Origin of the sequence: Shinella granuli, assembly GCF_004341885.1 — a bacterium.
In the GTDB taxonomy this organism is placed as follows: Bacteria; Pseudomonadota; Alphaproteobacteria; order Rhizobiales; family Rhizobiaceae; genus Shinella; species Shinella granuli.
Genome location: NZ_SLVX01000053.1, coordinates 1 through 12,170 on the forward strand (window position 1 = coordinate 1; position 12,170 = coordinate 12,170).

Genomic DNA, 12,170 nt, shown 5'->3' on the forward strand with positions numbered 1-12,170 from the left:
TTGCAGAAAGGAAATAGGTGGCCGGATTTTACTCCGCCCGCAGCAGCATTATGCCGCCGCTACCGTGGCCGACTTTTGCACCGCCGCTCTCACGTTCCTCGATGCCGTCTTCCCGATCGCCGTCGGCATGGTGGGCCTGCTGACGGCCGCCACCGTGCTGGTCTGGCAGGTCCGGGGAGCCACGGGACACGGCACGGCCGGCAACATGAACTTCGATCTCGATGACGGCACGACCAGCGGCAGCCTCTGGCGCTTCGTCGGCTGGCTGGTCGGCTTCGTCGCGGCCATCGGCCTCGTCGGCTTCACGCTGGCGCTGATCGGCTTCTTCGTCGCCTTCCTCAAGATCGTCGCCAGGTCGAGCTGGCTGCAGACGCTGGTGCTGACCGCCGCCGCCGTCGGCCTGGTGCTGCTGCTGACGTCGATCCTGCACATGAACCTGCCGGGCGGCCTCTTGCAGAACCAGTTCTACGACCAGCTGGTCTGGCCGCTGCGCTGACCCCCGGCCCCGGCGGCGACGCCGGGGTTCGCACGCCGGTTTTTAAGGTGTGCAATTGCATCCAATTGTCTACATCAATCAGCGAGGGCATCATGCCAGCACAACATCCCATCCCCTGCATCCTCATGCGCGGTGGAACGTCGAAAGGGCCTTACTTCAAGATGCAGGATATTCCGCAGGATCCCGAGATCCGCGCGCGCGTCCTGCTGGCGGCGATGGGCTCGCCCGATATCCGCCAGATCGATGGCCTCGGCGGCGCGGATACGCTGACGAGCAAGGTCGCGATGGTCGGCCCGTCGAGCCGCGAGGGGGTCGATGTCGACTATCTCTTCGCCCAGGTCTCCGTCGACAAGGCGATCGTCGACACCTCGCCTTCGTGCGGCAACATGCTGTCCGGCGTCGGCCCCTTCGCCATCGAGACGGGCATGGTGCCGGTCGGCGGGGAGAAGACCAGCGTCGTCATCTACGACATCAACACCCAGAGCCGCATCGAGGCGGTCGTCGAGACGCCTGATGGTGCCGTCAATTACGAGGGCGATGCCCGCATCGACGGCGTGCCGGGCACGGCGGCGGAGATCCGGCTCAATTTCATGGATATCGTCGGCTCGAAGACCGGTGCGCTGCTGCCCACCGGCAAGCCGATGGAGAAAATCGAGGGGATCGATGTGACGCTCATCGACGTCGCGGTGCCGATGATGATCGTGCGCGCTGCCGATGTCGGCAAGGCGGGCTACGAGAGCGCCGCCGAACTCGATGCCGACAGGGCCTTCTTCACGCGCATGGAAGCGATGCGCATGGAGGCCGGCCGCCGCATGGGCCTCGGCGACGTCACCGGCAAGGTGGTGCCGAAAATGGCGATGCTGGCCGCGCCGCGGGAGGGCGGGAACGTCGCCGCGCGCTATTTCGTGCCGCACAAGACCCATGCGGCCTTCGCGGTGACGGGCGGCCTCTGCGTCTCCTCCTGCGTGCTGGTGCCCGGCACCGTGGCGGATGGCCTTGCAGAACGACCGGAGGGGGATGATTGTACCGTGATCATCGAGCATCCGACAGGTCTCATCGATGTCGCCATGACGAGCAAGCCGTATGGCAATGAAGTCGAGATCATCAGCGGCGGGGTGGTGCGCACCGCGCGCAAGCTGATGCAGGGCAATATCTTCGTCCCGGCGGCGACCCTGCTGCCGGCATCCCCTGCGGCCTGAGTCACCGGTACCCTGTTTCTGGAGTTTATGGAATCATGAAACTGCTTGTTCTTCCGGGTGATGGGATCGGCCCGGAAATCGTCGGCGCCACCGTCGCGGTGCTGGATGCCGTCGACCGCCGCTTCGCCTTCGGCTTCCGCTACACGACGCGCGACATCGGCTTCGCTTCGCTGGAGAAGACCGGCACGACGCTGCCCGCGGACCTGCTCGACGGGGCCCGCGGCATGGACGGAACCCTGCTCGGTCCGATCTCCCATCTCGACTATCCGCCGCGCGACAAGGGCGGCATCAACGTCTCGGCCGCCTTCCGCACCCAGCTCGACCTCTTCGCCAACATCCGCCCGGCCCGCACCCGCAGGGGCGTCTTCCACCGCGGCACGGAGATGGACCTCGTCATCATGCGCGAGGCGACGGAGGGCATGTATCCCGATCGGAACATGTTTGCCGGCACCGGCGAATACATGCCGACGGAGGACGTGGCGATCTCCATGCGCAAGGTGACGGCAAGGGCGATCGAACGCATCGCCAGGGCTTCCTTCGCGCTGGCGCGGGCGCGCCGGCGGATGGTGACGGCGGTGCACAAGGCCAATGCCTTCGTGCTCACCGACGGGCTCTTCTTGAAGGAGGTGCGCAAGGTCGCCGCCGATTATCCCGACGTGGAGCTCGAAGAGGTGCTGATCGATGCGATGGCGGCGCTGCTCGTGCGCGATGCGAGCCGCTACGACGTCATCTGCACCACCAATTTCTACGGCGACACGCTCTCCGATCTCGCCTCCGAACTCTCCGGCAGCCTCGGCCTCGCCGGCTCGCTGAATGCCGGTGCCGACCATGCCGCCGCGCAGGCCCAGCACGGCTCGGCACCCGATATCGCCGGGCAGGACAAGGCGAACCCGACGTCGATGATCCTGTCGGCCGCGATGCTGCTGCGCTGGCACGGCGAGCGCGCCGGCGACGCACGTTACATCGAAGCCGCGGCCCTCATCGAGGAGACCATCGACCGGGTCCTTTCCGATGCCGCCACCCGCACCCGGGATCTTGGCGGACCGCTCGGCACGGCGCAGTTCACCGAGACGGTCGTTGCGGCCCTCGGCTAGGCCGGCAAGGAAAACGGCACCGGTGCGCCTGCCCCGGTGCCGCAGCAATTTCGCCTCTTCGCGTGGCCCTGGTCAGTCGACCGGATGGACCGGTCCATCCGCCACCAGCACGCCATCGGCATCCGCATAGAGATAGGCCCCCGTGCGAAATTCGACATTGCCGAAGACGAGCGGCACGTCACGGGCGCCGTGGCCGGTCTTGCCGCTCTTCTTGGGCGCCTGGCCGAGCGCCATCACGCAGAAATCCATGGCGTCGATATCGGCGCTGTCGCGGATCGCGCCGTTGATCAGGAGGCCCTGCCAGCCGTTCGCCTGGCCGAGGGCGGCGATCTGGTCGCCCACCAGCGCGCAGCGCAGCGAGCCGGCGCCGTCGACGACGAGCACCTTGCCCGTGCCGTTTTCCTCCAGTGTCGCGCGCAGCAGGCGGTTGTCCTCGAAGGTCTTCAGCGTGACGATCTCGCCATGGAAGCCCTTGCGCCGGCCGTAGGATTTCCACTGCATCTCGCAGAAGCGCACCTCGGCATCGTTGCTGTCGACCAGATCCGCCGTCTTGATGATATCAGTCACGTTCCTTCCTCCGTCTTCGGTGCGGCGAGCACCCGCACGGGCGCACCGTCGCGCCAGGCCCTGATATTGTCCACCGTGTCGCGGTAGAAGGCGGCATAGGCGCCTTCGGTGACATAGCCGAGATGCGGCGTCAGCACGGTGTTCGGCATGGTGCGCAGCGGATGATCGGTCGGCAGCGGCTCGATGTCGAAGACGTCGAGCCCGGCCTTGATGCGGCCCTGCCGCAGCGCCGCGATGAGCGCCGCCTCGTCGACCAGCGGGCCCCGCGCGGTGTTGATCAGCCATGCCCCCTGTTTCATCTGGCCGAGTTCGGCGGCGGAGACGGTGTGCCGGCTGCGCTCGCCGAGGATGAGGTGCAGCGAGACCACGTCGGCCTCGCGGAACAGGGTCTCCTTGTCGACGCGGCGGGCGCCGGCTTCGGCGGCGCGCGCGTCCGTCAGGTTCCGGCTCCAGGCGATCACCTCCATGCCGAAGGCTTTGGCGATCGGCACCATGCGGCCGCCGAGCTTGCCGAGTCCGACCAGTCCCAGCGTCTTGCCGCCGAGCACGGTTCCCACCGTGTGCTGCCAGCCGCCGGCGCGGATGCGGGCGTCCTCCTCGGGGATCGACCGGGCGAGCGAGAGGATAAGCCCCCAGGCGATTTCCGGCGTCGCATGGGCGGATTCGCCGGCATGGGTGTGGCAGACGGTGATGCCGCGGGCGACGGCGGCCTCCATGTCGATGGTGCGCACGCGCGCGCCGGTGACCACGATCAGCCTCAGCGCCGGCAGCCGCTCGATCAGCGCGGCGGACAGCAGCATGCGCTCGCGCATGAGGCACAGCACGTCGAAGCCGGCAAGCGCGGCTGCGGCCTCGTCCTCGCTCGCAAGGTTGCGGTCGAAGCGGACGATCTCGCAATCGTCGCCGAGCAAGGCCCAGTCGGCAAGGGTGAGCGCCACATCCTGATAGTCGTCGAGGATCGCGATCCGCAGCATGGCTCAAGCCTTTCCAAGCGTGTCGAGGTCGATCGAGAGGCCGGCAAGGTCCGCCTGTTCGCGCAGCATGGCAAGGTCGGCCGCGGTGAGCGGGATTCCCTCGGCCAGCCGTGTTTTCATCCGGTTCGCCTCCGGCTCGCCCGGCATCAGGATCGGCTGGTCGTCATCCACCCGCGGACAGGTGCGGGCGCGGGTGACGAGGTCGTCCATGCGCGTGCGGTAGGCCGCTTCGCCGAGGAAGAGCGAAGGGCGGAAGGCGATGAAGCTGTGGCCGACATTCTGCGGCCGGTCGAGATCGCGATACTGGTCGCCGACCTTGCCGCCATAGGCCGCGCCGCTCATCACGCCCGCAAGGACTTCCATCATCAGCGACAGCCCCGATCCCTTCGGGCCGCCGAGCGGCAGCACGATGCCCTCATAGGCCCGGCGGGCATCCGTCGTTTCCCGGCCGTCGGCGTCGAGCGCCCAGCCGGCCGGGATCGGCTCGCCCGTCTGCATCGCCCGGCGGATTTTTCCGCGCGCGACGACCGAGGTTGCCATGTCGAGCACGATCGGCGGCGAGCCCTCGCCGCCCGGTGCGCCGAAGGCGAAGGGGCTGGTGCCGAGGAAGGGTGAGCGCCCGCCCCAGACCGGCATGCTGGGCGAGGCATTGGTGAAGACGAAGGCGGCATGTCCGGCATCGATCGCCTCCAGGAGATAGGCCGCAGCCATGCCGAAATGGGCGCTGTTGCGGACGCTCGCCATGCCGATACCGCATCGTTCCGACGCGGCGATCGCCTCCTGCATGGCCCGGCGGGCGACGACGAAGCCGAGGCCGTCATCGCCGTCGACATGCGCGGCGGCGGGCATGGGATGCGAGACGCGGATATCGGGCCGGGCGCGCACCAGGCCGCGGCGCAGGCGGTCTGCATAGACGGGAATGCGCGAAATGCCGTGGGTGCCGACGCCGCGGAGATCGGCGAGAACCAGATAATGCGCGACGGTGGCCGCGTCCTGCGCGGGGAGGTCGAGGCCGGCGAAAATCCCCGCCACCGCGGCCTCCAGCCGAGCGGCATCCGCATGCACGACCGTTCCATCCTTGGCCTGCATTCGCCCATCCTCCTCCAGAAGCCCGTGGCTCACGATATCATGGATTATCAGCCATGGATGCTAATGTATACTATTGTATCCAGAAAATCCGGATAGAATTCCGCCTTCCGGCTTCGATCCTTAGCGCTTGCGGGCCAGCGCCAGGAATTCGCGGATCGGCCGGGAGAGCGGGCTCGACCCGCGCCGCACGGAAAGCAGCTTTCGGCTTGCCCATGCGTCCGACAGGCGCACGCTGATGACATCCGTTCCCGCAAGCAGATGCAGGCTCGTCGAGCGCAGGAAGCCGATGCCGAAACCTGCCTCCACCATCCGCACAAGCGACGGGAAGGTTTCGACGCGCACCCGCTCGCCGAGCGCCCGGCCGCTGCGGGCGGCGGCTTCGTTCAGCAACCGGTCGAGCGCGCCGCTCTGGTGGATGCCCACCACCTCGTGTTCGGCCACCGCATCGAAGCTGATCGGCTTTCCCGATTGCAGGCGCGCGGCCAGCGGATGATCCGGCGAGCACAGGACGAGCACGTTGTCGTCCTCGAAGACCTCGGTCTCGAAGCGCGCGACATCGTTGTTGTCGGCGACGAAGGCGATGTCCGCCTGCCCGTCGTCCATCGCGGCGAGCGCGAGGGCCGCCGACATTTCCTGGATGTCGAGGCCGATGCCGGGATGGCTCTGCGCATAGGCCGCCAGAAGCTCCGGCAGCCGGCCCGACAGCGAGGAGCTGGTGCAGGCGAGCCGCAGCGAGCCGCGCGTGCCCGCCGAGAAATCGACCATCTGCGTGCTCAGGTCGGCAACCTGCCGCAGGATCTCGCGGCAGCCGGCGACATAGACCTCGCCCGCCGGCGTCAGACGCGCGCCCTGCAGGGAGCGGTCGAACAGCGCGACGCCGAGCCGGGCCTCCAGCTCGCTGATGCGCCGGCTGACGGCGGATGGGGCGATGTTCTCATGCTCCGCCGCCCGCCCGATGGACCCGTACCGGGAGACCGCGACGACGAGGCGCGCCGTTACCGGATCGAAGGGCTGCATGGCGCGCCTCCGATGCCACCGGCGGCGGGGATGGGTCGGCCAGGCCGAAGTCGCGGTACACCCGCGCCATCAGGCGCGCGTCGAAACGGTGCAGCGAATAGTCCGCGCAGCGCCGGACGAAGGCGAGGCAGCGCTCGATGGCCGAGGCGATGTTGGAAAGGATGACCAGGATCATGGCACGGTCCACCGATTGGGGGTTGCTCGATATCCATGGCCTATCGGTTCCTGTTGCTGGCGGGTAGCGACGGTTGGCGAGGAGGGCATCGCGCCTCGGCAACACCCGCCTCCCGTCTTCAGCCCTTACCCTCCCCGCCCGACAACCGCAACCAGAGCGGCAGGATCGACGGCGCCGCCAGGACGACGATGACCACGCGGCACAGGTGATGCAGGCTCACGAAGGCCGGATCGGCATTGAGCGAGATGGCGATCAGGCTCATCTCCGGCAACCCACCCGGCACCAGCGCGAGCAGGCCGAGCGCGAAGGGGATGTCGAGATAGCGGTCGAAGGCGATGGCGAAGAGCGCGGCCATGGTGAGGCTGAAACAGGTGAGAACCAGGCCGAGCACCACACCGGTCAGCATGGTGCGCCGCGCGACGCCGGCAAAGTGCTGGCCGATCGTCGCGCCGATCACCACCTGGGCGACGGCGATGACGAGGTCGGGCACCGCCGCATCCGTCAGGCCCGTGATGTGGGCAGCGGCGCTCAGCACCAGCGGGCCGGTGAGGTTCGCCGCCGGCAGGCGGAGGCGGCGGCCAAGGAAGATGCCGAGCATGGCACAGCCGGCGAGCACGACGGCATCGAGGGCCGAGAGCGTCAGCGCCCAGTGCATCGTCCGGTCGACCGTGCGTCCGGTGAGCGCGGCAAGCGCACCCGAAAGGGTGAGCGACAGCGGCACGATGGTGATCAGGAGAACGAGGCGCGTCGCATGCACCATGCTCACGCTGCGCACATCCGCCTTGAAGGAGGGCGCCATGGAGATCAGTTCGCTGAGGCCGCCGGGCATGCCGCTCAGGGCCGCCGTCGCCGGGTCGAGCCGGCCGAGGCGACGGCACACGACGATGCCGAACGCCGCGACGATGACCGTATAGACGGCGACCGCGGCGAGGCTCACTGGCCATTCGGTCGCCTGGCGCAGCACCTCCGGCTTGAAGGCGCTGCCGACCATCAGCCCCACCACCGCGATCATGGCCGCGCGCGGCTTCGGCGAGGCGCTCACACGCACGCCGGCAAGCGCCAGCACCATGGTCAGCGCCATTGCGCCGAGCAGCCAGCCGAGCGGCAGGCCGAGCATGTAGCCGCACCAGCCGCCGACCGTGCCGATGGCCAGCGTGCGCAGGGTGTGAAGCAGCGGAACGGTCTTGCCGTGCCCGGCCGTCTTCAGGGGTGGGGTCTCATGCTTCGACAAAGGTCGTACCATTTCGCTTTTGCTTTGCATCCAATGGCATGCAATTAAACAAGCCCGTGGACAACGCCTTTTTCCTTCTGTAGCCGGAAAGTCCACATGGACGGGAGAGCCAGTCATGACCGCATCCAAGGACCTGCTTTCCAAGACGCGCGGCCAGAGCACCTACCAGGCCATTCTGACGGCCATCCGCGACGGCATCTACCGGCCGGGCGATCCGCTGCGCGAGGAGGAGGTGGCGACCCGTCTCGGCGTCAGCCGCACGCCGGTGCGCGAGGCGCTTGGCCGCCTGCAGGAAAAGGGCCTGCTGGAGGCGGCGCCCGGCCGGGGCGTCGCCGTCTCGATCCTCTCCATGCAGCAGATCTTCGAGCTCTATGCGATGCGCGAGGAGCTGGAAGGCGTCGTCGCCCGCTTTGCCGCGCGCCATGCGACAGAGGCCGAGATCGCCAATCTGGAGCGGCTCAATGCCCGGTTTTCCGCCTCGGAGGACCCGAAGGTCGCCGCCCAGTGGAACCGGCAGTTCCATGCGCGCCTCTACGACGCCGCCCGCAACCGCTACCTCCGTCAGGCGGTGGAAGACCTGCAGGAGACGATCGCGCTGCTGCCCGACACGACCTTCATCCAGCCGGGCCGCACGACGACGGCGACGGAAGAGCATGTCGCGATCATAGACGCGATCCGCCGGCGTGATCCGGAGGGTGCGGAAAAGGCGGCGGTCGGCCATATCAAGGCGGCGCTCGAAGTCCGCCTCGTCATCACCAGGGCCGAGACCTGACGCGTGCCGGCGCTCCGCCGCCCGGGCCTCGGTCATGATCGGGGCCAATAGGCCGGATCGCTGCCGAGCGGTACGGGCATGCGGCTCCAGCCGGCGCGCGCGCCATCGAAACGAAGCGCCGGCCGCAGGGCGGTGACGCGGCCGAAGGTGGTGTCGTGCGTGTCGAGCAGATCCGCCACGGCGGCGACGTCCGGGTTGGCGGACGGGTACGTGGCGTCGTCACCCAGGGCATCGCGCATGCGCCACATCCAGTGCGCGGTCGCGGCAAGCGAAAGCGTCGCCTGCCACCGCCCGCCCTGCTCATGGCGCCGGATGAGGGCGAGCATGGCGGCGAAGGCGGCAAGGTAGCCCGTGAGGTAGTCGAGCGGCTGGCATGGCAGCAGCGCCGGCCCCCTGCCCTCGCGTCCCTCCGCCGCCATGCCCGTCGTCGCCTGTACGAGGCTGTCATAGCCCCGGCGCCCCTGCCAGGGGCCTTGCAGCGAGAAGGCGGACAGCGAGAGGTGGATGAGATGCGGATTGAGGCGGCCGAGATCATCGGGGCCGAAGCCGCGACCGCGGAGCGATGCCGGCCGGTAGGCATCGAGGACGATATCGGCATCGGCGGCAAGCGCCCGCAAGGACGCCCGCCCTTCCGCGGTGTCCAGTTCGGCGAAGGCCGCGTGTTTGCCAAAACCGGTGTCGATCACCAGGGAGGGGATCGAAGGAAGACGAGGGCTGGCGATGCGCATGACCGTCGCGCCGTGCTCGGCCATCGTGCGACCCGCCATGGGGCCGGCGATGACGCGGGAGAGGTCCAGCATGCGCAGGCCGGAAAGCGGCCGTTCGCCGCCTGGCAGTAGCGGCATGGCCGCTGCCGCCTCGCTTCGTTCGAGATGTACGAGAGGCTGCGCCGCGATGACCGCGGCCTGCGGTTCGCGCAGCCACGCCGAGCGTTCCCGCACCCGGGCGGCGCACAGGCCACGCCGGATCGCTTCGGCCTCGATATCCTCCGCCCGGCGTTCGGCCACCGCCGCCTTCACCGCATCGGCATCGTTGGCAACGCTGAGGAGGGCGAGCAGCCCGTCCCGCAGATGGGGGAAGTTGCCGTGCAGATAGACCCATTCCCCTCCCGCCGCCTCATAGAAGCCGGTGAAGGGATCGCGGAATTTGGCCGGCTTTCCGTCCACCAGCAGGTAGCTGGAGCTCGCCATGGCCAGCTCCGCCTCCCGCATGTCCAGCGAAATGCGCGGACGCTCGCCGGTCCTCAGCTCGCGGATACGCGAGGCGGCCAGCCCCACGGCGCCGAGCACCGCCGCGGCGAGCGGCGCGACCGGCCAGGGGGTTGCGAGCACCTTGGGCCGCTCCTCGATGGTGAGGCGTTCGACCGGCGCATCGTCCCAGCCGATGGCGCCAAGAAGGTCGCGGAGCGGCCTTTCCGCCGCGCCGAGGTTCATGGCTTCCCCTCCCCGTCGAACGGCGCAACGGCCACCTCGCCCTGCATCAGGCGCCGCGCGGTGCGGTAGACCCGGCCGCTCTCGACATGCCAGCCTTCGCCGCGCGGGAAAACGGTTGCGCCGGCCGCGACGATGCCGGAGGGATGGCCGATCCGGATGGCTTGCGTGCCGGCGTCCCTGGAGCATAGCCCGTGCGGCAGAGAGCCTTCGATCCGGCAGGCGACGGCAAGGCACATGGCGCCGGTCAGCGTCACCGCCCGGTGCGCGCGCTCCATGGAGAGCATGCGGATGGCGATGTCCTGCGCCTCGCGGCCGACGGTCCGGCCGTCGAGCGTCACGAAGGGGGCGGGTGCCGAGACGACGGCGATCTTGGGATTGGCAAGGCCGACGCCATCCGGCGTCGAGCCAAGCCCCATCCGCACGCCGGCCGCGCGGCGCAGCCGGTCGAGCAGCGTCATGGCCTCGCGATTGCCCTCGATGGCGTCGGGGTGTTCCGATCCGGTGAGGCCTGCGTCTTCCGCCGCCACGAAGGCGACGGGATTGCTGGCATCGACCAGCGACATTTCGAAGATGCGGCCATCGACCTCGACCCTCTCGATGACCTGCCCCGTCGGCAGGAGGCCTGATGTGACCGTGCCGCCGGGATCGAGGAAATCGAGCGCGATGGGCGCGCCGGTTCCCGCAACGCCATCCACGGCGGCATCGCCCGCCGTCACGGCCTTGCCATTGCGCACGGGAAAGCGGGCATGGATGATCTTCTTCGTGTTGACCTGGTGGATGCGCACCAGCGCCTCGCCGTCCGCTGCGCGCACCAGCCCTTCATCGACCGCGAAGGGACCGACGGCCGAGGAGAGGTTGCCGCAATTGGCGCCCCAGTCGACGACCGGGCGGTCGACCGCGACCTGCGCGAACGTATAGTCGACATCGGCGTCCGGGTGCGTCGGCGGGCCGATGATGACGGCCTTCGACAGCGACGAGGTGCCGCCGCCCATGCCGTCGAGCTGGCGCCCGTAGGGGTCGGGGCTGCCGAGCGCCGAGAGCAGCATCCGCTCGAGCGCGGCCGGGTCCCGCGGACAGTGCCGGGCATGGAAGAAGAGGCCCTTGCTGCTGCCGCCGCGATAGAAGACGGCCGGTATGAAAATCTGTGTCATCTTCCCTCCTTCCCGCCCGGGCCTTCCCTCAGGCGAGCTGCATGATCCCCGAGACGAAATAGACGGCGCCGATCCCCGTCACGATCCAGCGCGTCCAGGCGCGGAAATCGGCATCCGTCATGCGGTGCAGGATGATGTTGCCGGAGCGCGTTCCCAATACGGCGATGGGCACGGCCGCGGCGATCGCCAGCCAGCCCTCCGACGAGAGCGTCATCGCCGCATCCCAGTAGAAGGCCACCTTGGTCGCATGGGTGAGGAACTGGATGGCGGATTTGGTGGCGATGACCGTGCGCCGGTCCATGTTGGTGCGGATGAAGAAGACGTCGATGCTCGGCCCGGACACGCCGACGCCGATCGCCAGTCCACCGGACAGGAAGCCGCAGGTGAAGGCGTGCAGCGGTTTCGAGGCGTCGAGCTCCAGCTTGCCGAGCGGCAGCCAGACGAGGATCGGCAGCAGGCCGACGACGATCGAGACGACGATGAGGCTCGGGCGATAGGCGACGAGGATGAGCAGGATCGCGGCGCTGAAGAGGCCGGCCGTGAGGGTCGCGAGGATGCGGTAGTCCAGATAGTCGCGCGAGAACCAGGCCCGCGACCCGTTCGACACCATCTGAACCAGGCCGTGCACGGCGATCGCGGTCGCGACGGGCACGAGGAACAGGAGGACCCAGAGCAGGATCATCCCGCCGGCCATGCCGAAAATGCCTGAGAGCAGCGATGTCAGGAACACCGTGACGGTCATGCCGGCGAAGAGAACAACGGTCATGGATAGCTCGGGATTGTCCGGGGAAGACCCGGCACGGCATCGTTCGGCGGCAGCGGCGCCGCCTTGCATGGACGGGCACCGGATCGGTCGCGACCCGGTGCCATCGTTTCGTCAGGCGGCGAGGTCTCTGAGGACGGTTTGCAGGATGCCGCCGTTGTTCATGTATGTGACCTCGTCGAGGGTATCGATGCGGCAGAGCAGCGGGA

The 12,170-nt window shown here is 68.5% G+C and carries 13 protein-coding genes; 4 read left to right on the top strand and 9 right to left on the bottom strand.

All coding sequences use genetic code 11. The annotated features are described in order from the left end of the window. From EV665_RS31050 to EV665_RS31060, 3 genes are all read left to right on the top strand, one after another. The coding region (locus EV665_RS31050) for a tripartite tricarboxylate transporter TctB family protein (protein WP_210234712.1) at positions 1–496 on the top strand (496 nt) is incomplete at its 5' end. Between the two features lie 92 nt (positions 497–588). Further along, complete coding sequence (locus EV665_RS31055; RefSeq protein ID WP_064333878.1) at positions 589–1,695, top strand: 4-oxalomesaconate tautomerase; 1,107 nt, start codon at positions 589–591, stop codon at positions 1,693–1,695. A 35-nt stretch (positions 1,696–1,730) separates the two neighbouring features. Beyond that, positions 1,731–2,789, top strand: a complete 1,059-nt coding sequence (locus EV665_RS31060) for an isocitrate/isopropylmalate dehydrogenase family protein (RefSeq protein WP_133037130.1) — start codon at positions 1,731–1,733, stop codon at positions 2,787–2,789. Between the two features lie 72 nt (positions 2,790–2,861). Here the strand turns inward: EV665_RS31060 and rraA are convergent, their stop codons facing one another. The 6 genes from rraA to EV665_RS31085 all read right to left on the bottom strand — a co-directional run bounded on the left by rraA (position 2,862) and on the right by EV665_RS31085 (position 7,854). After that, positions 2,862–3,356 carry a ribonuclease E activity regulator RraA gene (gene rraA, locus EV665_RS31065; RefSeq protein WP_133037131.1) on the bottom strand — a complete coding sequence of 165 codons (495 nt, stop codon included), beginning with the start codon at positions 3,354–3,356 and terminating at the stop codon, positions 2,862–2,864. Then, entirely contained in the window at positions 3,353–4,330 is a 978-nt protein-coding gene (locus EV665_RS31070; protein ID WP_133037132.1) for a D-2-hydroxyacid dehydrogenase family protein, read from the bottom strand. The genes rraA and EV665_RS31070 overlap by 4 nt, the downstream gene beginning before the upstream one ends. A gap of 3 nt (positions 4,331–4,333) precedes the next feature. Then, entirely contained in the window at positions 4,334–5,419 is a 1,086-nt protein-coding gene (locus EV665_RS31075; RefSeq protein WP_133037133.1) for an Ldh family oxidoreductase, read from the bottom strand. Positions 5,420–5,539: 120 nt separating this feature from the next. Next, positions 5,540–6,436 carry a LysR family transcriptional regulator gene (locus EV665_RS31080; protein ID WP_133037134.1) on the bottom strand — a complete coding sequence of 299 codons (897 nt, stop codon included), beginning with the start codon at positions 6,434–6,436 and terminating at the stop codon, positions 5,540–5,542. After that, on the bottom strand, positions 6,354–6,611 hold the full coding sequence (locus tag EV665_RS32540; RefSeq protein WP_162853227.1) for a hypothetical protein: 258 nt from the start codon (positions 6,609–6,611) through the stop codon (positions 6,354–6,356). The genes EV665_RS31080 and EV665_RS32540 overlap by 83 nt, the downstream gene beginning before the upstream one ends. Before the next feature lie 118 nt (positions 6,612–6,729). Next, positions 6,730–7,854 carry an AbrB family transcriptional regulator gene (locus tag EV665_RS31085; RefSeq protein ID WP_162853228.1) on the bottom strand — a complete coding sequence of 375 codons (1,125 nt, stop codon included), beginning with the start codon at positions 7,852–7,854 and terminating at the stop codon, positions 6,730–6,732. 103 nt (positions 7,855–7,957) lie between these two features. On the opposite strand from EV665_RS31085, the gene EV665_RS31090 reads away from it, so the two are divergent. After that, positions 7,958–8,614: a GntR family transcriptional regulator gene (locus EV665_RS31090; RefSeq protein ID WP_133037136.1), complete on the top strand. Its 657-nt coding sequence runs from the start codon at positions 7,958–7,960 to the stop codon at positions 8,612–8,614. A gap of 32 nt (positions 8,615–8,646) precedes the next feature. On the opposite strand, the gene EV665_RS31095 is transcribed toward EV665_RS31090, so the two are convergent. The 3 genes from EV665_RS31095 to EV665_RS31105 are packed head-to-tail and all read right to left on the bottom strand — an operon-like array spanning position 8,647 to position 11,964. Beyond that, entirely contained in the window at positions 8,647–10,047 is a 1,401-nt protein-coding gene (locus EV665_RS31095) for a CoA transferase (RefSeq protein ID WP_133037137.1), read from the bottom strand. Continuing rightward, a complete protein-coding gene (locus tag EV665_RS31100) occupies positions 10,044–11,198 on the bottom strand; it encodes a 2-methylaconitate cis-trans isomerase PrpF family protein (RefSeq protein ID WP_133037138.1) in 1,155 nt (384 codons plus the stop codon). The genes EV665_RS31095 and EV665_RS31100 overlap by 4 nt, the downstream gene beginning before the upstream one ends. A gap of 28 nt (positions 11,199–11,226) precedes the next feature. Beyond that, positions 11,227–11,964 (bottom strand): sulfite exporter TauE/SafE family protein, encoded by a 738-nt coding sequence (locus EV665_RS31105; RefSeq protein ID WP_064333887.1) that lies wholly within the window; start codon positions 11,962–11,964, stop codon positions 11,227–11,229. Positions 11,965–12,170 lie beyond the last annotated feature (206 nt).

Excerpts from the sequence above, each read along its gene's own strand:
- EV665_RS31080 (WP_133037134.1), bottom strand. The coding sequence starts at position 6,436 with ATGCAGCCCTTCGATCCGGTAACGGCGCGCCTCGTCGTCGCGGTCTCC.
- EV665_RS31085 (WP_162853228.1), bottom strand. The coding sequence starts at position 7,854 with ATGGTACGACCTTTGTCGAAGCATGAGACCCCACCCCTGAAGACGGCC.
- EV665_RS32540 (WP_162853227.1), bottom strand. The coding sequence starts at position 6,611 with ATGATCCTGGTCATCCTTTCCAACATCGCCTCGGCCATCGAGCGCTGC.
- EV665_RS31095 (WP_133037137.1), bottom strand. The coding sequence starts at position 10,047 with ATGAACCTCGGCGCGGCGGAAAGGCCGCTCCGCGACCTTCTTGGCGCC.
- EV665_RS31055 (WP_064333878.1), top strand. The coding sequence starts at position 589 with ATGCCAGCACAACATCCCATCCCCTGCATCCTCATGCGCGGTGGAACG.
- EV665_RS31100 (WP_133037138.1), bottom strand. The coding sequence starts at position 11,198 with ATGACACAGATTTTCATACCGGCCGTCTTCTATCGCGGCGGCAGCAGC.
- EV665_RS31090 (WP_133037136.1), top strand. The coding sequence starts at position 7,958 with ATGACCGCATCCAAGGACCTGCTTTCCAAGACGCGCGGCCAGAGCACC.
- EV665_RS31060 (WP_133037130.1), top strand. The coding sequence starts at position 1,731 with ATGAAACTGCTTGTTCTTCCGGGTGATGGGATCGGCCCGGAAATCGTC.
- EV665_RS31105 (WP_064333887.1), bottom strand. The coding sequence starts at position 11,964 with ATGACCGTTGTTCTCTTCGCCGGCATGACCGTCACGGTGTTCCTGACA.
- EV665_RS31070 (WP_133037132.1), bottom strand. The coding sequence starts at position 4,330 with ATGCTGCGGATCGCGATCCTCGACGACTATCAGGATGTGGCGCTCACC.
- EV665_RS31075 (WP_133037133.1), bottom strand. The coding sequence starts at position 5,419 with ATGCAGGCCAAGGATGGAACGGTCGTGCATGCGGATGCCGCTCGGCTG.